Source organism: Noviherbaspirillum pedocola (genome assembly GCF_016632335.1).
Taxonomy (GTDB): domain Bacteria; phylum Pseudomonadota; class Gammaproteobacteria; order Burkholderiales; family Burkholderiaceae_D; genus Noviherbaspirillum_A; species Noviherbaspirillum_A pedocola.
Window position 1 is genome coordinate 1 of sequence record NZ_JAEPBG010000045.1, and the last position, 20631, is coordinate 20631.

Annotated in this window: 18 protein-coding genes and 5 pseudogenes; 13 read left to right on the plus strand and 10 right to left on the minus strand. The window is 56.8% G+C overall.

The window, feature by feature from the left end; translation table 11 throughout:
- Window positions 1–627: 627 nt before the first annotated feature.
- Complete coding sequence (locus JJB74_RS32015; RefSeq protein WP_200598607.1) at window positions 628–1626, plus strand: GGDEF domain-containing protein; 999 nt, start codon at window positions 628–630, stop codon at window positions 1624–1626.
- Between the two features lie 243 nt (window positions 1627–1869).
- Here the strand turns inward: JJB74_RS32015 and JJB74_RS32020 are convergent, their stop codons facing one another.
- Window positions 1870–2667: an ATP-binding protein gene (locus JJB74_RS32020; RefSeq protein ID WP_200598608.1), complete on the minus strand. Its 798-nt coding sequence runs from the start codon at window positions 2665–2667 to the stop codon at window positions 1870–1872.
- Between the two features lie 78 nt (window positions 2668–2745).
- Between JJB74_RS32020 and JJB74_RS32025 the strand changes: the two are divergent.
- The 4 genes and pseudogenes from JJB74_RS32025 to JJB74_RS32040 all read left to right on the plus strand — a co-directional run.
- A pseudogene (locus JJB74_RS32025) lies at window positions 2746–2988 on the plus strand (transposase); the annotation flags it as partial.
- A gap of 230 nt (window positions 2989–3218) precedes the next feature.
- Complete coding sequence (locus JJB74_RS32030) at window positions 3219–4589, plus strand: IS110 family RNA-guided transposase (protein ID WP_200598609.1); 1371 nt, start codon at window positions 3219–3221, stop codon at window positions 4587–4589.
- Window positions 4590–5498: pseudogene (locus tag JJB74_RS32035) on the plus strand (IS3 family transposase); the annotation flags it as partial. It lies immediately after the preceding gene.
- Between the two features lie 257 nt (window positions 5499–5755).
- Window positions 5756–6223: pseudogene (locus tag JJB74_RS32040) on the plus strand (YaiI/YqxD family protein).
- A 4-nt stretch (window positions 6224–6227) separates the two neighbouring features.
- On the opposite strand, the gene JJB74_RS32045 reads toward JJB74_RS32040, so the two are convergent.
- Window positions 6228–7277, minus strand: coding sequence for an extracellular catalytic domain type 1 short-chain-length polyhydroxyalkanoate depolymerase (locus JJB74_RS32045; RefSeq protein ID WP_200598610.1), 1050 nt, complete (start codon window positions 7275–7277; stop codon window positions 6228–6230).
- A 531-nt stretch (window positions 7278–7808) separates the two neighbouring features.
- Here JJB74_RS32045 and JJB74_RS32050 point away from each other — a divergent pair.
- The 4 genes from JJB74_RS32050 (at window position 7809) to JJB74_RS32065 (ending at window position 9952) form a co-directional block, all read left to right on the plus strand.
- Window positions 7809–8036, plus strand: a complete 228-nt coding sequence (locus tag JJB74_RS32050; RefSeq protein WP_200598611.1) for a hypothetical protein — start codon at window positions 7809–7811, stop codon at window positions 8034–8036.
- Between the two features lie 309 nt (window positions 8037–8345).
- The gene (locus JJB74_RS32055; RefSeq protein ID WP_200598612.1) at window positions 8346–8651 is read left to right on the plus strand and encodes a hypothetical protein; all 306 of its coding nucleotides are present in this window, start codon (window positions 8346–8348) and stop codon (window positions 8649–8651) included.
- 404 nt (window positions 8652–9055) lie between these two features.
- Window positions 9056–9637 (plus strand): DJ-1/PfpI family protein, encoded by a 582-nt coding sequence (locus JJB74_RS32060; RefSeq protein ID WP_200598613.1) that lies wholly within the window; start codon window positions 9056–9058, stop codon window positions 9635–9637.
- Window positions 9638–9688: 51 nt separating this feature from the next.
- Window positions 9689–9952, plus strand: a complete 264-nt coding sequence (locus JJB74_RS32065) for a hypothetical protein (RefSeq protein ID WP_200598614.1) — start codon at window positions 9689–9691, stop codon at window positions 9950–9952.
- Between the two features lie 151 nt (window positions 9953–10103).
- Here JJB74_RS32065 and JJB74_RS32070 read toward each other — a convergent pair whose 3' ends face one another.
- Window positions 10104–10547 carry a MarR family winged helix-turn-helix transcriptional regulator gene (locus JJB74_RS32070; RefSeq protein ID WP_200598615.1) on the minus strand — a complete coding sequence of 148 codons (444 nt, stop codon included), beginning with the start codon at window positions 10545–10547 and terminating at the stop codon, window positions 10104–10106.
- A gap of 136 nt (window positions 10548–10683) precedes the next feature.
- Between JJB74_RS32070 and JJB74_RS34290 the strand changes: the two are divergent.
- The 3 genes and pseudogenes from JJB74_RS34290 to JJB74_RS32080 all read left to right on the plus strand — a co-directional run.
- A pseudogene (locus tag JJB74_RS34290) lies at window positions 10684–10887 on the plus strand (helix-turn-helix domain-containing protein); the annotation flags it as partial.
- A 127-nt stretch (window positions 10888–11014) separates the two neighbouring features.
- Window positions 11015–11122 (plus strand): annotated as a pseudogene (locus tag JJB74_RS34295) (winged helix-turn-helix domain-containing protein); the annotation flags it as partial.
- 50 nt (window positions 11123–11172) lie between these two features.
- A complete protein-coding gene (locus JJB74_RS32080) occupies window positions 11173–11751 on the plus strand; it encodes a transposase (protein WP_325170214.1) in 579 nt (192 codons plus the stop codon).
- A gap of 196 nt (window positions 11752–11947) precedes the next feature.
- Here the strand turns inward: JJB74_RS32080 and JJB74_RS32085 are convergent, their stop codons facing one another.
- From JJB74_RS32085 to JJB74_RS32110, 6 genes are all read right to left on the minus strand, one after another.
- Window positions 11948–12739 carry an HpcH/HpaI aldolase family protein gene (locus JJB74_RS32085; RefSeq protein WP_200598618.1) on the minus strand — a complete coding sequence of 264 codons (792 nt, stop codon included), beginning with the start codon at window positions 12737–12739 and terminating at the stop codon, window positions 11948–11950.
- 49 nt (window positions 12740–12788) lie between these two features.
- The gene (locus tag JJB74_RS32090; RefSeq protein WP_325170215.1) at window positions 12789–13808 is read right to left on the minus strand and encodes a TRAP transporter substrate-binding protein; all 1020 of its coding nucleotides are present in this window, start codon (window positions 13806–13808) and stop codon (window positions 12789–12791) included.
- Between the two features lie 30 nt (window positions 13809–13838).
- Complete coding sequence (locus JJB74_RS32095; protein ID WP_200598619.1) at window positions 13839–14684, minus strand: isocitrate lyase/PEP mutase family protein; 846 nt, start codon at window positions 14682–14684, stop codon at window positions 13839–13841.
- Between the two features lie 40 nt (window positions 14685–14724).
- Window positions 14725–15420, minus strand: coding sequence for a GntR family transcriptional regulator (locus tag JJB74_RS32100; protein ID WP_200598620.1), 696 nt, complete (start codon window positions 15418–15420; stop codon window positions 14725–14727).
- Window positions 15396–17285 carry a TRAP transporter large permease gene (locus tag JJB74_RS32105; RefSeq protein WP_200598621.1) on the minus strand — a complete coding sequence of 630 codons (1890 nt, stop codon included), beginning with the start codon at window positions 17283–17285 and terminating at the stop codon, window positions 15396–15398. Before JJB74_RS32105 ends, JJB74_RS32100 begins: the two co-directional genes overlap by 25 nt.
- A gap of 91 nt (window positions 17286–17376) precedes the next feature.
- On the minus strand, window positions 17377–18396 hold the full coding sequence (locus JJB74_RS32110; protein ID WP_200598622.1) for a TRAP transporter substrate-binding protein: 1020 nt from the start codon (window positions 18394–18396) through the stop codon (window positions 17377–17379).
- A 420-nt stretch (window positions 18397–18816) separates the two neighbouring features.
- On the opposite strand from JJB74_RS32110, the gene JJB74_RS32115 reads away from it, so the two are divergent.
- Window positions 18817–18978 (plus strand): hypothetical protein, encoded by a 162-nt coding sequence (locus tag JJB74_RS32115; RefSeq protein WP_200598623.1) that lies wholly within the window; start codon window positions 18817–18819, stop codon window positions 18976–18978.
- Between the two features lie 411 nt (window positions 18979–19389).
- Here the strand turns inward: JJB74_RS32115 and JJB74_RS32120 are convergent, their stop codons facing one another.
- Window positions 19390–20499 (minus strand): IS701 family transposase, encoded by a 1110-nt coding sequence (locus JJB74_RS32120; protein ID WP_200598624.1) that lies wholly within the window; start codon window positions 20497–20499, stop codon window positions 19390–19392.
- Between the last annotated feature and the right edge of the window lie 132 nt (window positions 20500–20631).

Consider the following 20631-nt stretch of genomic DNA (forward strand, 5'->3'; position numbering starts at 1 on the left):
AACAGGCTCTCGGTGAAGGTATCGGGGCCGCGCATAAAACTCAACAGAAATGGATCGTGCTGGACTAACGGTGCAGACATCTATCCGGCCGACATCTCCGGGAAGTATTTCAGCAGCCTGCTAGGCGTGAGAAGCTCGCCATGAGAATTTCCGACGGAGCGCCGGCGCAGGATGGGCTACCAGTTTGTTCCGAGATCGTGCGCGATTTGCACTACCGGCACGTCGGCCGCTAGCTGCTCAATTGCGGCTGTCTGCTGAGCGAGCGTCAGTGAAGACGATCGGCCAAACTTCTTCCCCTCTGCCTTCGCCCGAGTGATGCCGACCTTGGTCCGCTCAATCTACATACCGGACATTCCACAGGCCGCGCCAACTGTCTGCTTGGGGTCGGGTACGGTCTTCTTGTCGCCGACAACAACCGGCCATGAACAGAACTTCCGACATCATACCGAATCGATCGCACTCCGAAATGGATTGCGAGTGCGGACATCAAGGCGCCGTTTCCGGATAAGGGCTCGGGTCACCGTACCACGCGAACGCCCCTTTTAAAATACACATTTCCAAAGCTTTAGTTTTCTCCGGATTTGCCGTAATAGGATATGGCGCAGCGTCACACCGGAAGAGAACGAGATGGGATCGATAAAAAAACAGGAACAGGACCATTTGGCGGCCTATCGGGATCGCATTATCTATCCGATCCTGATCATTGGCGCCATCTGTCTTGCTCCTCTATTCCTCAATAGTTTTATCGAGAAACGTTTTGGGGGCGGATTCGCGACATTGATTGTCGCGGTGTCATTCGTAGTCGACGCATTAGCGCTTCGGGCCGGAAAGCGTCCGCCTGTTCCGTATCCTTTTCTTGTGCTGCCTATGGCGTTAGCGATGGGTGTGTCGCTGGCGACTCAGGGATTCTACGGGGCGCTCTGGGCATATCCAGTCGCGATTGCCTGCTTTTTCGTGCTTTCCCAAAGAATGGCAAATTTGGCTGCTGCTTTGCTATTGGTCAGCGGCGCCGTCATGGTGTATCGCTTTGTTGAGCTTGGAATGGCGCTTCGGTTCACTGCATCCTTTGGCATGACGATCGGGATCGCAAACTGCATACTCAGTGTGATTACACGATTACAAAAGGAATTGCGTGATCAGGCGATTACGGATCCTTTGACAGGGACATATAACCGCCGGCACATGGATGCTTGCCTCGCAAAATTCGCCGAGCACGAGTCCGATCGAGCAGGTACGGCATCACTCCTATTGATCGATGTCGATCACTTCAAGCGCATCAATGATCAACTGGGCCATGCGAGTGGCGATCATGTGCTGGTGGAAATATCGAACCTGATCAGAAACAGCATACGCAAGTCGGATCAGCTATTCCGTGTCGGCGGCGAAGAGTTTTTATTGCTCCTTCCAGGAACAAGAATAGAGCACTCGATGGTGGTCGCAGAAAATATTCGCGCCGCGATCGAAAACGCCGTTTGGCTCGATAACTATCCACCCGTGACGATCAGCATTGGAGTCAGCCAGAGCCAGGTCAACGATTTGACGCAAGATTGGCTCAAGGCTGCAGATCATGCCTTGTATCAGGCAAAAATCTCCGGGCGCAATAGAGTCGTATGTGCAGCCGCATGAGCGCAGGCGGTATGAAATACATCGCGCGTTTGAATAAACGGTGTTTTCGAGAAAATATTCCGCATATGCGGCCTAGTCGCAGAATTCCGTCGATGGAAACGGTGTCGCGTAATGCATGTCTACGACCGGCCAATAGCGGACGTTCATGATTTACGCATGGCGACACGCAATGCATCTTAAACCGCCACTTGTAAGATTTCAATTCGTCTTGATTTCCTGCCGGCGGAAGCTAGCGGTCAGTATTTAGCTACTTATCTCTTTTGAGAATCTATGCCCAACTGCAGCAAGCACCGCAGAGAGCTTGGCTAGGTCAACTGGCTTAACCATATGGTGGTCGAACCCGGCTGCAAGAGCATTTTGTCGATCATCTTCCTGTCCATAACCGGTTATGGCAATCAGAATGGCCCTAGCTGTTTCAGGCTGATTTCGAAGACGTCGGGCAAGCTCATTCCCATCCATTTCCGGTAAGCCAATATCAAGCAGGCAGACATCCGGTGCCTCCATCCGAGCCGTTTCTAGCCCACGGCATGATTGATTTTGGACCAACACTTTATGTCCGGATGCCTCCAGAAACATGGCTAGCGCCTCTGCAGCATCGACGTTGTCATCGACAATCAAAATCTTCAGAGCTTTACCAACTTGGATTGCATCCCGGTTGTTGCGACGCCGCTCTATTCTCTGGTCGGTGTGTACCAGTCTCGGTAGCGATACGATAAACCGGCTACCCAATCCACGGCCTGCACTGGAACAAGCCACCGTCCCTCCGTGAAGCTCTACTAGACTCTTCACAAGAGCCAGTCCCAGCCCAAGCCCGCCAGAAGAGCGGTCAGGTGTGTGCTCAGCCTGCGTGAACAGGTCGAACACGCGCCCAACCAGTTCAGGCACCATGCCTATCCCGTCATCCTCAATAATCAAGACAATCTGGTCAGACCCCACTTCCGTTTTTAACAGAATGTTTCCGCCTTCATGCGTATATTTGGCGGCGTTGCCCAACACATTGACCACCACTTGTACCAGCCTCTTGTTGTCGCCAACTACCATCGCAATGTCAGGCGGTACTGAATCGCCCCCACTTCTGTAGACGCTTCCGAGCCGTAAAATTTGGCTAATGGAGGTGTTATGAGCGGCAAGCGGTACACAGAAGAATTCAAGATGGAAGCGGTCAAGCAGGTGACCGAGCGGGGGTATCCGGTAGCAGAGGTCGCGGGCCGACTGGGTGTGACCACGCACAGTCTGTATCAGTGGATGAAGAAGTACAGTCTGACGGAACCGGAGCGTCGCGTCGCCCAGGACCAGCAGGCCGAAGTGCGGCGTCTGAAGGCGGAACTCAAGCGCGTAACTGAGGAGCGGGACATCCTAAAAAACCGCCCCACGCGCCTAGCCGCGGCCCTTATGAGTAGAAACACCAGGCGAGTACACTGGGCGCACGCATGGACCGTGGCCGAAAGCTTCTTGGAGGTGGCGACCCCGTCAAAAAACCTGGCCCAGGGGAATCTGCGGACTCATCTGTGGTGGCGTCTCCGGACGACCCCGTTTAGGAAATTGATTTAAGCCGCTCCCCGTCCTGCGTCTATTGACTCAGGAGGTGGACCATGTCCCGAGAACGCACCCGATCCAAGCCCGCCGGGCTGCCGATCATTCATCCGTTTGCCGCTGGCATCGACATTGGCTCGCGATTCCATGTTGCCGCGGTCAGTCCCGATTTGTGTGATGAACCCGTCCAGACTTTCCAGGCGTTTACCAGCGATTTACAGCGCATGGCAGACTGGTTGGTGGCAACCGGCACCAAGACCGTGGTCATGGAATCGACCGGGGTTTATTGGGTCGCTGCCTACGAAGTCCTGGAGGCGCGTGGTTTGGAGGTCATTCTTGCCAATGCGCGGGAAGCGCGTGCAGTACCGGGCAGGAAGAGCGACGTCAATGATGCGCAATGGCTGCAGCGACTTCACGCCTGCGGACTGCTGCGGGCCAGCTTCCGGCCCGGCCGCGCGATCGCGGAATTGCGGGCTTACCTGCGGGCACGCGAGAAGCATACTGATTATGCTGCCGCGCACATCCAGCATATGCAGAAGGCACTGACCTTCATGAACATTCAGCTGCATCACGTTATTGCTTCCATCACTGGCGTGACTGGCATGAACATCATTCGGGCCATCGTTGCTGGCGAACGCGATCCCGACAAACTGGCGGCAATGCGTGATGTCCGATGCAAGGAAAGCCTGGAGACCATCCGTGGGGCACTGGTCGGCAACTACCAGCCGGAGCATTTGTTTGCGCTGAAGCAGGCACTAGCGCTGTACGATTTTTACCAGCGCTGCATTGACGAATGCGATGCCGAAATCGAACACGCGGTCGCAGCATTGAATATTGACAGGCCGATGCCGGAAGCGCCGCTCCCCAAAGCCAAGCATCGGAGCAAGATGCCGAACGATCCCGGTTTCGATGTGCGCCAGGCTCTGTATCAGCTCACTGGCACGGACCTGACGCAAATCCACGGCATCGGACCGTTCCTCGCCCTGCGCCTGGTCGGCGAGTGCGGCACGGACCTGTCCCGCTGGCCAACCGCCAAGCACTTCACGTCCTGGCTTACGCTGTCGCCTGGCTGCAAGATCAGCGGCGGCAAGGTGCTGTCCGCACACACGCGCAAAACCAGCAACCGGGTAACCGTGACGCTCCGGCTGGCAGCGGTCACGGTGGGGAAAAGCCATACCGCCCTCGGCGCCTTCTACCGACGTCTTGCCGCCCGCATTGGCAATGCCAAAGCCGTCACTGCGACCGCACGCAAGATCGCAGTGCTGTTCTACAACGCCATGCGCTTTGGTATGGACTACCGCGATCCGGGCGCCGACTATTATGAACAACAGTACCGCGACCGAGTCATCAAGCAATTGCATCGCCGCGCGGCACAATTTGGCTTCACGCTACAGCATCTGGATCCAATAGCTACCGGAGGTGTTTCTTAGGAAGGCCGCCGCGTACTTTGCCAGGACGTCCGGGTAAAGTACGCGTTCATCCGCGAGCAGGCGGCACACTATCCAGTGCGCCAGTTGTGCAAGGTCCTCGCCATCCATCCCAGTGGCTACTACGCCTGGCGCTCCAGTGCCGGCTCCAGGCGCAGCATCGAAGACAGGCGGCTGCTTGCGCACATCAAGCAGTCGTGGCTTGAAAGCGGTGCCGTCTACGGCTATCGCAAGGTGCATGACGACTTGCGAGAACTGGGCGAGACTTGCGGACGCAATCGCGTGTACCGGCTGATGCGGCTGGCATCACTGAAGTCGCAGACTGGCTATCACCGGCGTCCCGGACATCGAGGCGGCGCGGCTGCCATCGTGGCACCGAACCGTCTGCAGCAACAGTTCGACGTCGCCGCACCAAACCGTGCATGGGTCACAGATATCACCTATATCCGCACCCATGAGGGTTGGTTGTTCCTGGCAGTCGTCATTGACCTGTTCTCGCGCCAGGTCGTTGGTTGGTCCATGCAATCCCGAATGGACCGGGAGCTCGCCATGAAGGCGTTGCTGATGGCAGTGTGGCGGCGACAACCGAAGAACACCGTGGTGGTGCATTCGGACCAAGGCAGTCAATTCACCAGCTACGACTGGCAGGACTTCCTCAAGGCCCATAACCTGCAAGCCAGCATGAGCCGGCGCGGCAACTGTCATGACAATGCCGTTGCGGAAAGCTTCTTCCAGCTGCTGAAACGGGAGCGGATTCGACGCAAGACCTACATCAGCAGAGAAGAAGCCCGACGGGATGTGTTCGATTACATCGAGATGTTCTACAACCCGAAACGTCGACACGGCTACAACAACCGGCTCTCGCCGGTAAACTACGAGAAGCAGTATTTCGAAAGGCTCGCCAGTGTCTAGGAAACTGGGGGCGATTCATAAGCCAGAAGTATTGAAACTATTAAACTAGTTATGTTAGTTGTGTTCCTATACTCATAGTCTGCTCATCGGCGCTTTCCGGCCGTTCGCTACGATACTGCTGGACGTCCGGTTTGGGTCGAAAGCTCCAGTTGCTCGCTAGGCCAGGTTGGGACTGGCAATTCATGCTCCGCATCTGCCAGACAGCTTGCAGTTAAAATGTGTCCTCCTGAATATCCCAGCCAATTCGTCATGCACATCTGAATCGACGCCGACTCGACGCCGATGCCTGTCCTACCGTCATTAAGGACATTTTGTTTCGGGTAGCGGACCGGCTACAGCTCAACGTCACGCTAATTGCTAACCAGTTGTCCGCGTGCCGGGCTTGCGCTTTATCCGCGCGCTTCAGGTGCCGGATGGCGCCGATACTGCCGACGCCGAAATCGTTCAGTGCGTTAGTCCCGGCGACATCGTCGTAACCGGCGACATCCCCTTGGCCGCGCCAGTGCTGGAAAAGGGTAGGTTGTCGCTGACTCCACGCGGCGAGTGGTACACCAATGTCACCATCGCCCAGCAATTGACGATGCGGGCTTTCATGGAAGAGCTGCGTCGCAGTGGTGTCGACACCGGCGGCCCCGTCCGCGTTTAGCCACGCCGATCGCCAAAACTTTGCCAATGCGCTCGACCGCGAACTCGCGCGGAGAAGGAATCGCGCAGGTTCCCGCTAAGCCATCACTGCCTTGCGTGCTGACTGAAGAAGTCCCACATCATGCTGCTTGCATCGGGGCCATGCGGATCATAGTATGGATCGAAAGCGGACCGCTTGCCGCCGCTCCAAGCGTGCTTCATGTTGTCAACCACCACTTTGCGCATTAGTAACTGGCCGTCATAACGATAATCATAGATGGTGTATCGATGCTTGGGCGGGGAGTGATAGTCGGCTTGAGAGGTTGGTGTCCTGGCCACGGAGTCATTGTCTTGCCCATCGTCGGCGTAGTCATTGGTCTGCGCAAATTGCTCGATGACTTGGGTAGCGTTTTGAGGATTCACCGATGGATCGGCCCCGCCTTGAAAAACGATAACGGGCATTAACGGGTGCGGCGTTCCCTGACACTCGAAAGCTTGTCGGCCCGCAGTGTCCGGGGACGGCCCATTGGCCTTGGCCATCGCCACCATGGCCTCCGCCTTATTTGTTGCGGCACCATATTCCATGCCGGAATGAATCGCCGCCGCCGCAAAAATGTCCGGATAGCAGCTTGCCAAGATGTCTGCCAAGGCAGCGCCGGCCGACAAGCCGGCAACATAGATACGAGCCCGATCGATCTTATAGTCGCTGGCAATCTTTTCGACCATGTGTCTGATGATTGCCGCCTCGCCCTTCTTGTGCTGAGTATTGGCGTCGAACCAGTTCCAGCAACGGCTGCCAAGGCTCGAGACGGCGTCCTGCTTTGGATAGAGCACGAGAAAGTTATTCTTTTCGGCGAGATCGTTCATCCGCGTGCCGGCAGCAAAGCTCTCCGGCGTCTGCAGGCAGCCGTGGAGCATGACGAGCAAGGGAACCGGTTTTTGCGGACTGGCATTGCTTGCAGTGCCGCCAATGGTCGATGGCACATAAAGAAAGTATCCCCGACTCCTTGGCACCACTGATGGCGAAGTAAGCCCTCCATCCGCATCCACTTGGCTTCCAGTAAGAATTTCTCCAGCCGCAGCTGGTTGTTGAGCCTGAAGCAGCGCCATAAAGAAGGCTGCAAGATAAACTTTGCCGGACCAGGTTCGGATCATAGTGGATCTCCTGATATGCACTTCTTGCGCCGTAGCGACGATGGGGGCAGAAGGGTGCAGCGGAAATTTGCGAAGAATCCAGCACGCCGCAATAAATCACAATACAGGGCATTCCGTTGCGTCCGCATTGATAACCTACAAGGACAATGCCCGGCCCTTGTTCCGGTTGCATTTCCATTTGCGCATAGACCCACAACACAGAATGTTATTCCGCGTTCGTTTCATTGCCGTTCAATTCGGGATTGACCCCCGACAACGTCGGCAATGGATCCGGAGCTGTGAGGAAGCATCGGATAGCCGCTGTCTAATTTTGAGAAGGACAAGCGTTGAGAGACCGCCTTCAGAAATTGGCTACCTCCGCTTAAGTTGTGGTGGGACCATCACTCCTTCGCACAGAGCAGCGAAGAGCCAAATCTAGTGGCAGGCACCTCCCCGTGTCCGTGTGCAGAGTTCCCAAGACAGTTGCGCACGACTAAAACTGGAGAGTTTAGGGTGCTCATAAGGAGGTTCTGAGTAATTGGAGCGGCTGATATGCCAAAGAGCATTCACTACATGGGTTATGTTGTATCGGGAAAAGCTGAGCCCCTTGCCGAGGGCAATTGGGCCGGTGGTTATACGATCATGACCGAGGCTGGACAGGTATCTATTCGAACGACGAGCGCTGTTGTGGTCCGCGAAATGCAGGAAGCAGCATGTAGAGCCGGAATTGTTTATGGGCTGATCCATGTCGATGAATCGCTTCAGGCGCACATGGGGTAGCTAATTCAAGTACAGCTCGTAGCGACGCTTGACCGCCCGGCGTCCATGTCGATGGCAGTGAACCGCCCCGGCTTTGACGAGGCTGGTTGGTGTGAGTCAGACCGAAACGACCTGACCAAGAGAAAACTTCTTAACCTTTGTTCAGCTTGCTTGTGCCTTCTCCCAGAAGCTTGAATTGTTGACGCCGCCTCGTTTGGCTCCCAACGACGGCCACAGGAGCATAATGGTCGGTCGGCTTGTTCCGAGCTCCACGTATTCTGTGCCTACCACGCGCCCGCTCCGAATAGCTGTTACAGACAGGAGCCCAAAATGCCGTCCAAGACATCAGAGGATCTCGACAACGATGTGTTGCTAGAGCTAATTGTTGAAATTCAACGTATCGTAGAAAAGCGGCATGGGCCACAAGAGAGTGCCGACCGGGTGCTCGACTACACAATCCATGCCGCCTTGACCATGATTGACGCTGTCACGAGCCATGAGCCCGCGCCAGAGCGGATCAAGTCGTTTCGATCTATCGTCTCGCTGTTTTCGGCAATCGCGGAAACTGACTACATTCAACCGATCGGTGATGAACCGAAGCAAACAAGGCACCAAGCGCGAGACGCCTCGCCATGAACTTTTACGGCGGAGCGTAGGCGCCTAGTGGTATGCCGGCTTGTTCCAGCATCGTGCACGAGTTGCACTACCGGCACGCCAGCCGCCAACTGTCTAATCACCTCTGCCTGCTAAGCGGGCGCCAGCGAAGACGGCCGGCCAAACGCCATCCTTTCTGCCTTCGCTCGAGTGATGCCGGCATTGGTTCGCTCGATCTGCTTACGATCCTGCGCCCACGCAGCTATGCAGCAGGCATTTTGAAGTCTGCGGCGTCGAATGGTTCGATGCCGAGCCCTCGACTGCATTGGTATGAGGAGCGTTAACTCATCTTCTGTGCGGTAAACCTATGCTGGACACCGCAGTGTTACAAGCGGAGCAGCAACGTCGTTTTTCCACCCCATCCATTGCCCCGTATGAGAATGATCATGGCTGCGAAAAAAATCCTGTTTTTGACCGGCGACTTCGCCGAGGACTACGAAACGATGGTGCCCTTCCAGGCGCTGCAGATGGTCGGCCACACGGTGCACGCGGTCTGTCCCGGCAAGAGGAGTGGCGACAAGGTCAAGACCGCGATCCACGACTTCGAGGGCGACCAGACCTATACCGAGAAGCCCGGCCACTTGTTTGCGCTGAATGCCAGCTTTGAGAAGGTTGATGCCGCCAGTTACGATGCATTGGTGATCGCGGGCGGCAGGGCGCCCGAGTACCTGCGGCTGAACCAGCGGGTGCTGGACATCGTGCGCCAGTTCGCGCGGGAGGGCAAGCCGATCGCCGCGGTGTGTCATGGCGCGCAGCTGCTTGCCGCGGCGGACGTGATCCGCGGCAAGCGAATCTCGGCCTACCCGGCCTGCGCACCCGAGGTGCGCTTGGCCGGCGCGGAATATGCGGACATCGCTGTCGATGCCGTTGTTACCGACGGCAACTTCGTCACGGCGCCCGCGTGGCCTGCCCATCCGCACTGGCTGGCACAACTCCTCGCGCGTATCGGCACTGAGATCAAACCCTGAGCATGGCGCAAGGCGCACCAGGACGCCGCGACCTCGGCGCTGGTGCGCCTCATGCACGAGGTGCGCGTCGCGATGGACCAGCTAAAGCCGGAATTGGTGGTCGTCGGCCGCACCTTGGATGCGATCCGGAGTCACGGCCTGCTTGAGCCCTATTCCACGATCGAGCGATTTCAGTTCGGGCGCGAGGGCGGGGTGATGATGCTTGTCTCGCGCATCGTCGACAGTGATCCGGCCAGGGCGGTGAACGCGGTGATCTACCTGGCGGACCCGGTCGTCGATCCCTCGTCCAGCTTGGTTTCATCGCGGCGGGCTTAGCCTACCCCTCTTGGCTTGCCCTGCTAATAGCACTTCCGACCATGGTGGCAGGGATGGTAATCATCCGCAGAAGGATGAGCGCGTCCAAAGAAGTCTCTGCTGTCTGCGAATGTGAAAATAGGTGTTCGGTGATTGATGGGCAGAAATCCAATTAGGTGTTATTGATTACGCGCCGTAAGAAACCCTTGAGCTGGTCAATCTCTTCCGGGCTAAAGTCACGCAGATAATGGTTAAGCGCATCGAACGCCACTTGGCTCATCCGGTCGGCCCGCAATTTCCCTTTCTCTGCTAAACATACTTCAATCACCCGTCTATCTGTATCGCTGCGCACACGTCGGATATAGTCCTTATCTTCCAAACGGTCGAGCATGCGGGTCATTGCACCAGTGTCGACTGAAATCTCGCGTGCCAAGTCCGCTGCCGTATTCGCGTGACCTTGTACAAGGCGTAAGAAGATGCCCAGCTGCGCATGGGTCATATCGAACTCAGTGAGGGCCTTATCGACAGTTGCGGTCAGTTGTATCAAAGCGCGTTTCAACAAAAAACCGATGGTTTCATTGGGAGAAAAGTTTTCTGGTTGGTAGGCCGCTGTCATTGGTGTTATGAATATTGTTGTCGTTGTCAATACGATGAAGTTTAAGCCCCGGGAAAACTGTACGGTAGCATTAAGCAGGGCGATTTAAAGATCTTGAGCTAGAGATGGTTCATGGCCACGGCAAGAGGAGCACGCCATGAGCGAATTCAGGTTGACCAGAGCGCAAGAGCGTCAACAGGCGGAAACACCGCGCCGTACGCATGATGTACGGCAGTATCGGCGCAGCCTTGCTGTGCTGGAATGCGGGCGAGGCAAACCAGTGAACGAGGTCGCTGCGGTGCTGCACGTGACGCGCCAGAGCATCCACAATTGGGCTACCCGGTATCGCCGTGCGGGGCAATCACAGCTTTGGCAGATCGCGTCCATCGCGGACGGCCACGCCGCGCGGACCGCACGGTGGACGCCTTCCGCAAGAATTGCTGCAGATACCGCCGGCACAGTGCGGGTACCACGCCACGCATTGGACGGTGCCCTTGCTCCAGGACCAGTTGCGCCAGCATCTGAACCAGGCATTTTGCGATGCGACGGTTAGGCGTGTACTGCATCGTCTGGGCTATGTCTGGAAGCGACCGCGCTACGTGTTGGCGGCCGATGCCCAGCGCGAAAAAAGTCTCGTATCCGGCGCGTGCTTGGCAACTTACCGCCGCGCAGCGTCGTGCTGGTGGAGGATGAAACGGATCTACTGCTCTTCCCACCGCTACGCGCCATGTGGTCGCCGCGTGGGGTGCCGGCGCGGATCCTGCTCACTGGCTGGAATGCGCGGCGCACCATCTTTGGCTGCATGAACCTGGCCACTGGCCACCGCGTGTTCCAACTCCGGTATCGACAGCGGGCCCACGATTTTCAGGCCTTTCTACACCAGTTGCACCGGCAATACCGGGGTTGGCAGGTGACCTTGCTCTTGGATAGCGATAGCAGCCATACGGCCCTGGCTTCCCAAGCCGTCGCCGCAGAACTCGGGATCCAGTTGTTATGGCTGCCGAAGCGGGCGCCTGAGCTCAATCCGATGGATACGCTTTGGGGACAAGGCAAGGACGCGATCTGCGCCAACAAACAATACGCATCGATCGATGAGCAGGCCACGCAGTTCATTGACCATCTTGCTGGATTAACGGACGCCGAAGCCCTCAAGACTTCCGTCATCCGGTCCAAGCATTTCTGGCTCAGACAGGTAATGGTAAAGAGACTCTGTCGACCTGCTTAGGCGATAAGCACCATTCATCTCGGCCTTGCCGGCGGCTTGCCGTCGACTCAATTTCCCCCCTTCATCGACAACCTGGAAATCGGCTCGGCCAGAGTGCCTGAACCGATATCGGCCACTCTAATGAGGGATCGGACTGGCCGGACTCGCCTTGTCACGTAGGAAGTCGGCGGCCAGATAGCCGTTTGCCAGGGCCGCATCAGGTTTGGGCTGGCATAGGACGGACATGCCCACCGAACTGCTTCATATAGTTAGCGAACAACAGCTTGTCCGTACCGACTGTGAAGTGCTTGCAGCCAAGAGCACGCCAGCGCTCAATCGCAATCCTTGCCTTCTCTTGGTCCAGATCGAAGTTTGGGATGATGAGTTCAACGCCGGCGTCCCTGCACATGCCGATGACATTCAGGAAGAACGAGGTCACCTTTTCATGGTCCAATTGCCCACCGACGCCCAATGACACGGAAAGGTCGAATGGTCCGATCATGACTGCGTCCAAACCTTCCGTGCTTACAATTTCGCGGACATTGGTCATACCTTCCGGCCCTTCAATCAGAAGGATGACGGTGGACTCGATGTTAGACCTGCGCGCGAAATGATCCCATTCGCGCACATGGTGCTGCCCGGCGCGCACGCAAGGGCAAGCGCCACGCGTTCCGTCAGGGTAGTAGCGCGCGGCAGATATCGCTTTCTGTGCGCCTTCGCGGCTGGTGATTTGCGGAACGATTACGCCCTGTGCACCGATGTCCAGGGCCTTCATGATCATGTGCGGCTCGTTAACCGGCACGCGCACGATCGGCATAATTTGGGCTGCCTCTGCAGCGCGCACAAGGTTTTCCGCTGTTTCCAAGCCGAAGTAGCCGTGCTCAGTATCGATGATGGTGAAGTCGAAATTCGAGTAGCCGATGATTTCCAGAATTTCGGGACTGGCGCATTGTGACCAGGTACCGAGGGTGAAGTGGGATGTCTTCAGTTCCGTATTGAGTTTTTTCATCGCATTTTTTCGGTTAAAAAATAGTCATGGCAACAAACACTTCAGTACATCAGCCCAGTCCGTGCGCATTTCTGGCCAGGATGCTCCATGCCTCCTGGCCGAATTTCTTGCTCCATTCATCGTAAAAGCCAGCCTTGGCAAGCGCTTGGCGGAACGGCGCCGGCTCGGTGCGATTGAACGCCATGCCCTTTTCCGCGAGGGATTTTTCCAGGCTCGAATTTAGTTTGGCCACATCCGAGCGGAGATCGATTGCGGACTGGTTCAGGTGCTTTGCGACCAGCTGCTGCAGATCGTTCGGCAGCGTCTTCCATAGACGTGGGCTTGCCAGCATCCAGTAACCATTCCAGAAGTGGTTCGTGATGGAGCAGTACTTTTGCACTTCATATAGCTTGCCAGTGAAGATCGTCGACAGCGGGTTTTCCTGGCCTTCAACTACCTTCGTCTGCAATGCGGAATAGAGCTCGCTGAAGTTCAGTGCTGCCGGTGCAGCGCCAAGCGTTTTGAACATCGACAGCCAAAGCGGCGCAACGGGCACGCGGATCTTGAAGCCCCGCAGATCTTCCGGACTACGGATTGGATGGACGCTGCTGGTGATCTGCCGAAAACCGTTTTCCCAAATTTTATCCATCACCATCAAGCCTGACTTGTTGAGCGCTGCTCGCACGTGCGCGCCGAGCTCACCGTCCATTGCCTTGCATGCTTCCTCATCGGTATTGAAAGCGAAACCGACTCCGCTAATGGAAGCGACCGGATTCAACGTGCCCAGGATAACGTCCGGCATAAGCGCCATTTCCAGGGCACCGGACCGAACCTGGCCGAGCATGTCGGTGTCACCGCCGAGCTGGTTATTGCCATAGATTTGCAGCTCGAACTGCCCCTGGCTCTCCGTCTTAATACGCGCTGCCGCTTCTTCAAGCCGCATATGAACCGGGTGGGTACTCGGCAGGTCGTGGCCGCACTTAAACGTGAAGCTTGCGGCGCGGCCAATCGATGGCATCGCCATGAATGTCGGTAGCGAGGCTGCGCCCGCGGCGATTCGGAGGAAGGAACGGCGGGATGGATTAGTCACGGCTTTGTCTCCTTAATTGATATGGGAAGATCAAGACTGATATTTCCGGGCCCGCTCGCTGAATTCCGCGTAACCGAGCCGGTTTTCGAAATCGGTGACTGGCTCCATCAAGGAAGTCACATCACTGCTGCTGTAGCGTTCCTTGAATGCACGTAGTGCGCTCGACATGCCCCGGGTCGCCGCATACAGGCAAAAGCCGTAATAAATCACGAGGTTTGCCGTGCCGGCAGCGCTGAATCCTTCGCTGTCAGGCGTCTCGATTACCGCGATCTTTGCATTGGTCATCGTGCGCAGCCGATCAACGGTCTCGAGCTTTGCGCCGGTTGGGAAGACCATGTCAACACCGAGTTCAGAGAAAGCCTGTACTCGCCGCATCGCCTCCTCGATGTCGCCTTGTGCCCAGATTGCGTCGGTCCGGGCGATGATCTGGAAATTCGGGTCGCGGCGCGCATCCAGCGCAGCGCGTAGACGCGCAAGCATCTGATCGAGGGGAATCAGTTGCTGCGGCAGGTCGGTATGCTTTCCGCCCGCATGGTCCTCGATATGGATTGCTGATACGCCAGCCTCTTCAAAAGCGCGTACGGTACGCCAGATATTGGCCGGATCGTGAAAGCCACCTTCGGCATCGGCAATAACGGGGACATTCACGGCGTCCACAACTCTTTTTGCGTGGGCAACCAGCTCATCCAGCGAGAGCAGGCCGACGTCGGGCATGCCGTATGCGGCCGCAGTGCCGTAACTGCCAGCGTAGACTACGTCATAACCGGCTTCCTCCACCAAGCGGGCTGACAGCGCGTCATAGGCCCCGGGCGCCGCAATCGATTTTTTCGAGGCGAGCAACGCCTTCAGGACGGCATTTCTATCCTGCTTGTTCATGATTTCCTTTTTTGTCTTTGATTGAAGAGAGAGTTCTTTGCTACAGAACGAAATCCTTGTATTTCTCAAGTACCTTGCGTGCCTTACGCATGCTTTCAACCTTCAGCTGTTCCGCTTTCAGCGCATCTCCAGCCCGCATTGCAGCGACAATTTCACGATGTTCGAGGAAGCTCTGCTCGGCGCGTCCCGGCAGAATCAGCGTGCGCCGGATCATGACCTCGGTCTTGTCCCAGATACTGCTGAGGAAATCATTGAGCGTCGGGTTGTCTGCGGCCTCGATTGTGCGCGCCCGGTAGGTTTTCACCGCAAAATACATCTGCTCGCAGTTCCCATTGCTAATCGCGTCCGCCAGCGTTGAACTAAACAGGTCGACCAGGTCTTGCCAGGATTCGGGCTTCGTGTTCTGGACTGCAAGACGCGCACAGAGCCCTTCCAGCAGTTCAAATACATCGTAGATTTTGAACAGCGATTCGGCATCGAAGGTAGCCACGATCGCACCCTGGTTCGGGATGCGCGTCACTAGGCCGCGCTGCTCCAGCACGCCGAGCGCCTGCCGGATGCGCGCGCGGTTTACGCCGAATTCCTCGGCCAGCGGGTTTTCCTTAAGCTTGGCGCCGGGCAGGATTTCCCGGCGCGTGATCCGCTCGCGCAGAATGCCTTCGATGTCTGGTGGGTTTTTGACCATGTTTGCGTGATGACTCGTGGTTGATATCAAAGGAAGCCGACTGAGATCCACGGTATCGTCGCAATCAGGATCAGCGCCACGAACAGTGCGGCGAGATAAGGCCAGACACGCTGCATCGCATGTGCGGGATTGACACGACCGATCGCGCAGGCGGCATAGAAACCGACACCGAACGGTGGCGCGAAAAGACCGAGGCCCATCGCAAACACGACCACCATCGCATAGTGGACTTCATTGACTCCCATGGCCCGTGCGATCGGGAAAAGCAGCGGCCCGAACAGCACGATTGCCGGTATGCCTTCAAGGAAGCTTCCCAGCACCACGAAGGCAAGCGCGGAGATTATCAGGAAGCCGACACTGCCACCCGGCACCGCGCCCATCCAGCCAGCGAGCTGGCGTGAAAACCCTGACTGAGTCAGCGCCCAAGCCATGGCAGTAGCGCAGCCGATAATGATCAGAATCGCCCCGGACAGCGATGCGGCTTCCACCAGCATCGGATACAGACGCCGCCACTGGAATTTGCGGTAAAACAGCAGCCCGATCACGAAGCTGTAGGCGACACCGATCGTCGCGACTTCGGTCGCGGTAGCCACACCTTCGACGACGGCGGTGCGGATCAGGAATGGCAGAGCGAGCGCAGGCAATGCATACAGCAGTGAGGAGACGATGTCCCGCATCGGTGGCCGCGCAAGATTTTCCTTCGGCAGCTTGCGGTTACGGAACCAGATGACGACAATCATCGCCAGCGCGCCCACCACTGCTGGCATGAAGCCGCCAGTGAAGAGCGCCGCAATCGAGACGCCTGTCACCGAACCGATAGTGATCAGTACCAAGCTCGGCGGAATCGTTTCGGACATCGCGCCCGATGCGGTAAGCATTGCGACAAGTTCGCCTTCTGCCTCTCCGCGCTTCTTCATTTCAGGGAACAGCGCCGGCGCCACCGCGGCCATGTCGGCAGCTTTGGAGCCAGAAATCCCTGAAACGAGATACATTGCGCCGATCAGTACATAGGACAGGCCGCCGCGCATATGGCCGATCAGGTTCGCCAGGAAACGGATCATTGCTGACGCCATTCCCATCGCTTCGATCAGGGCCCCGAGAAAAACGAACAGCGGCACTGAAAGCAGAATGATCCCCGACATGCCTTCATCGACGCGACCGACTACGACCAGCATGGGCGTGTGACTCGTGCTGCCAATGTAGGCAACGGTCGCCAGGCCGAACGCTGTCATGATCGGCACGCCGATTGTCACCAGCAGGCCCACGCCAAGCAGGAAGAACAGCACCAGATTCAGGTTGCCGAGCGCCGGAAGCACACCACGCGCCGCGTACAGGGCAAGCGCGCAGGCGGCGACGAGCGCACAAGACCAGATCAGGTTCTTCAAGCGGGCATGCTGTAGTAGGCGTGCTGCGCTTGACACGAGCATCAGGATCACCCCCGCTGCGATGGCTGCGACCCGATACGAATGGTGCATCTCCAGCGCGGGGGTCGTGATTAGCCATTCTTCCTGCACATACTCCAGCGCCGGGCCGAGCAGGCAGAGCATGAATACCATGACGACGATCGTGCCCAATGTGTCGAGGAAAGCTTGAGCGCCCGGACTCATGCGCGCGATAAACGTAGTAAGGCGCATGTGCTCGCCGCGGCGTAGTGCAATCACTGCGCCGAGCATTGCCAGCCAGATGAATAGCAACGACGCCAGTTCGTCTGCCCATGTCAGGGGGTCATGCAGTGCGTAACGGTAGATCACATTGGCGAGAAGTAACGCAACTTCCGCAATCAGTAACAGCACTGCCGGTAACTCGGTAGTCCATTTCACCAAGGTGTCGAGCACGCGAGCGCTCCTGCCCGCGATGCTGTTGGCCGGTTCGAGCGGCCCGGCGACGCCGCGGCCCTCATGAAGAAGTGCGGTCATGATGATGTCCTTTCATTGATGCGTACCCGGGAAAGCGGAACGGGGCCCGGGAAACGAGGGCCAGCCAATGCCGGCGCCCGTCGCGGCAATCTTATGCCAGTCCGTTCGCGTATTTCGCAAGCACCGACCAGGCTTCATCGCCGAACTTTTTACGCCAATCGGCATAAAAACCGGCTTTGGCCAGCGCTTCCTGGAAGGGTTTCAGCTGCGGACGATTGAAGGTGAGCCCCTTTTCAGACAGGGTCTTCTCCAGTGCGACATTCAGCTTTTCGACATCGCTGCGTTGATCAATAGCGGCTTGGTTGATATGCCGCGCGACGATCTGCTGAATATCGGCCGGTACACCTTTCCAGGCACGACCATTCATCAGGACCCAGTAGCCGCTCCACATGTGGTTGGTCAGCGAGCAGTATTTCTGCACCTCGTAAGTCTTCTGCGTGAAGATATTCGAGAGCGGATTTTCCTGTCCTTCAACGACCTTGGTTTGCAAAGCCGAATACAGTTCGCTCGAGTTCATGGCGGTAGGTGAAGCACCCAAGGCCTTGAACATCGAAATCCACAGCGGCGCGGACGGTACGCGGATCTTGAAACCGTGCATGTCTTCTGGTGTCTTGATCGGCTTTACATTGCTCGTCGTCTGGCGAAAGCCATTGTCCCAGATGCGGTCCATGACTTGCAGTCCCGTCTTGTTGATGCTTTTACGTATGGTGGCGCCGAGATCGCCATCCATGGCTTTCCATACTTCCGGATAGCTGCCGAATGCGAAGCCAACGCCAGTGATCGATGCAAGCGGCACCAAAGTGCCGAGCACCATATCTGGCATGAACGCCATTTCAATGGCACCGGATCGGACTTGGCCCAGCATGTCGGTATCTCCACCAAGCTGGCTGTTCGCAAAAACCTGCAGGTCGAAGCGACCGCCCGTTTCATCCTTGATGCGCTTCGCGGCTTCAAGGATGCGCTGATGCAGTGGATGGCTTTCAGCAAGATCGTGGCCGATCTTGAAGCTGAAGTCTGCGGCCAAAGCGATGCGCGGAGCAGTAACGAGAGTGGGAATGGCTGCGCCAGCAGCCACGGTGAGCAAGAAATTGCGGCGGGACATCTCTGTCATGTCGTCTCCTATGGTTTTTAATATCTGCCCAGATCACCAAGATAAGAACAGCTCCAAGCGTGGGTACAGTGCGCAGTCAAGTGCGTCGGGCGGAGAATAGCATATGCGTTGACAGGATTGTTAACATTCATGCCGACAAAGATGATCTACATTTTTGTTTATAGATTGCCGGTGCAGGAAAACTTGCCAAGGTACAACACGAACTCCCCCGTTCCTTTATCTGAAAGAAACTGCTGGCTACTTTCGTGGATGTTTGCTGCCAGTGCGTGTCGGGCCCGTGGCGCGTGAACTGATCAGCTGAAATGTCGCGATCTGGTTTTATCTGCTGCTAGTTGGAGGGCTGATGTTTCGCTCTAACCATCACTCCGTGCGCTATGTCGCGCTGTAGGAGGATCAGGCTGCACTGGGGTACTGGCAATCATGTCTGTCGATGCGCTGGCGAGCATTAACGCGGTGCCGTTCTACAGGTCGCCATGCCCAAGTGATCTGATCCTGGGAAGCGGTCAGGCTACCGTGCATGCGGGGCAAGGCGACATTGGCGATGGTGCCATCGAGCGCTTCATCATAGAAAATAATGGCTGAAGAAGTGCTTGACTCGATGGAAAGATCATGTGGCGATCCGCGCTGGCATAAAACAAGCTAGACATTGCTGGTTGCTAAGCGGCCGCTTTATGTCATAGAACGGAAATCTATGGCGCCAAGCTCAAGTTCCGCAAAGGGTCGTATTTACTGCTTGGTTCTTGGGGAGTCGCAGTGCGAACTTAAAGTAGTCTTCCGCGTTCGTCCAAGTTGGACTCTCAACCGTACCGAAATCGAAAAAAACCAGACGCCTCGGCATTTGACGGGCAAAACAAGCCTGCTGGTAACATCAGGCTGAGGCCCACCTAGTTACCGAGGATGGAGAGGACAAAACTCATCAAATAGCAAAGCAGAAGATTATGCTTAAACAGCCGAGCCTCAAACGGAGCGGGTTCTAAGCTGGACTTTGTCCATTCAGGCGGCGTAAGCAAGCGTATCGGTCAAGCGGTCGAATAAAGGCCGCGGGATTTTTATCATCTCAGACGGGCCTTCTGATATTGATAAAGCCTGTTTGCACCAAAACCACCGACGCACCAGAGCGATCGTATCCGAGAATGTAGCTGCCTCCTTCTCATACCAGGCCGCATGTCGCAGGATGATCGGTTGTTCCCTGATTCGTTGCTTGGCGAGTAAGGCAATAATGGAATACAGCGACAGGATCACCGGCGTGGTGCGAGCAATGGCGCGTGGAGACCACTGGCGTTGCGTTTCCATGCCCAGGTGGGCACGTGCTTCCTCAAAGGTCACCTCGACCTGCCAGCGCTTGACGAACCAGTTCAGGATTTGGTCGGGTGATGCGGTCTGATCGGTACAAAGAAACGCCTGGGGCTTGAATCGACACTGTGGGTCACGTACCAGTACCCACCGCAAGGGCACAACCGGCTTGCCCGTGTGATACCAGACCGCTGTGCCAGAAGCCACCTCGACGTTCCGTTCTCCCTGGCTATACCAGCGTGTGACCGTGACCGTCTGCCAGCTTGTCCTGGCATTGCCCAATACTGTCTGCAGCGTCGGTAGGCGCGCGCCTTTGCGCCGTGGGCGGCCGACCTCATTCGCCCGGCGCAGCGGCGCCGGCTCATAGAGCGCGGCATCCAGCCGCAAGCGCGTAATGACACAGACCCGTGCAGACACAGCCGCCAGCAATTCGATGGCAGCAAAGCTGCTGTCGGCGACGATAACGATGTCTCGCTGTGGCAGCCAGCGTTTCACCATCAGCAGCAGTTGCCGCGCCCGGTCGGTAAGTTTGCTGGGGCGCCGGCCCCGGTCGCAGTAATAGCGTTCTGATGGCGTGAGCGCGGTACAGAACGGCAAGGCCCAATCGCGATGCGCCCAAGGAATCGGAGCAATCAGCATCAGGCACAGCCATCGCAAGCCGCTGGCTTTAACGAAATGACTGTGACTGGAGCGCACTGGATCCCGGTAAATGCCTTTGGCCGCAATGCGGGCTCCTTGGCGTCGTTCGATCGTGTCATCGAGGGCCATGACCAGCGGGCCTTGTGGAACAAATGCCTCCGTCAAGGCCATCAGTAGGTGTCAATGCCGGCCTTGATTTCCTCAAATCTGCCGAAGTAAATTTCCCCACCCTTGTCGTTGGGCGGTCAGCCCGGTAGTGACGGGTTTCCCTCCTTTTTTGGACGTCCGGGCTTGCGCTTCTCC

What these genes read in the sequence shown, in the direction of transcription:
- JJB74_RS32015 (WP_200598607.1), top strand. Translation starts at nt 628, where the DNA reads ATGGGATCGATAAAAAAACAGGAACAGGACCATTTGGCGGCCTATCGG.
- JJB74_RS32020 (WP_200598608.1), bottom strand. Translation starts at nt 2,667, where the DNA reads ATGGTAGTTGGCGACAACAAGAGGCTGGTACAAGTGGTGGTCAATGTG.
- JJB74_RS32030 (WP_200598609.1), top strand. Translation starts at nt 3,219, where the DNA reads ATGTCCCGAGAACGCACCCGATCCAAGCCCGCCGGGCTGCCGATCATT.
- JJB74_RS32045 (WP_200598610.1), bottom strand. Translation starts at nt 7,277, where the DNA reads ATGATCCGAACCTGGTCCGGCAAAGTTTATCTTGCAGCCTTCTTTATG.
- JJB74_RS32050 (WP_200598611.1), top strand. Translation starts at nt 7,809, where the DNA reads ATGCCAAAGAGCATTCACTACATGGGTTATGTTGTATCGGGAAAAGCT.
- JJB74_RS32055 (WP_200598612.1), top strand. Translation starts at nt 8,346, where the DNA reads ATGCCGTCCAAGACATCAGAGGATCTCGACAACGATGTGTTGCTAGAG.
- JJB74_RS32060 (WP_200598613.1), top strand. Translation starts at nt 9,056, where the DNA reads ATGGCTGCGAAAAAAATCCTGTTTTTGACCGGCGACTTCGCCGAGGAC.
- JJB74_RS32065 (WP_200598614.1), top strand. Translation starts at nt 9,689, where the DNA reads ATGCACGAGGTGCGCGTCGCGATGGACCAGCTAAAGCCGGAATTGGTG.
- JJB74_RS32070 (WP_200598615.1), bottom strand. Translation starts at nt 10,547, where the DNA reads ATGACAGCGGCCTACCAACCAGAAAACTTTTCTCCCAATGAAACCATC.
- JJB74_RS32085 (WP_200598618.1), bottom strand. Translation starts at nt 12,739, where the DNA reads ATGAAAAAACTCAATACGGAACTGAAGACATCCCACTTCACCCTCGGT.
- JJB74_RS32095 (WP_200598619.1), bottom strand. Translation starts at nt 14,684, where the DNA reads ATGAACAAGCAGGATAGAAATGCCGTCCTGAAGGCGTTGCTCGCCTCG.
- JJB74_RS32105 (WP_200598621.1), bottom strand. Translation starts at nt 17,285, where the DNA reads ATGACCGCACTTCTTCATGAGGGCCGCGGCGTCGCCGGGCCGCTCGAA.
- JJB74_RS32110 (WP_200598622.1), bottom strand. Translation starts at nt 18,396, where the DNA reads ATGACAGAGATGTCCCGCCGCAATTTCTTGCTCACCGTGGCTGCTGGC.
- JJB74_RS32115 (WP_200598623.1), top strand. Translation starts at nt 18,817, where the DNA reads ATGTCTGTCGATGCGCTGGCGAGCATTAACGCGGTGCCGTTCTACAGG.
- JJB74_RS32120 (WP_200598624.1), bottom strand. Translation starts at nt 20,499, where the DNA reads ATGGCCTTGACGGAGGCATTTGTTCCACAAGGCCCGCTGGTCATGGCC.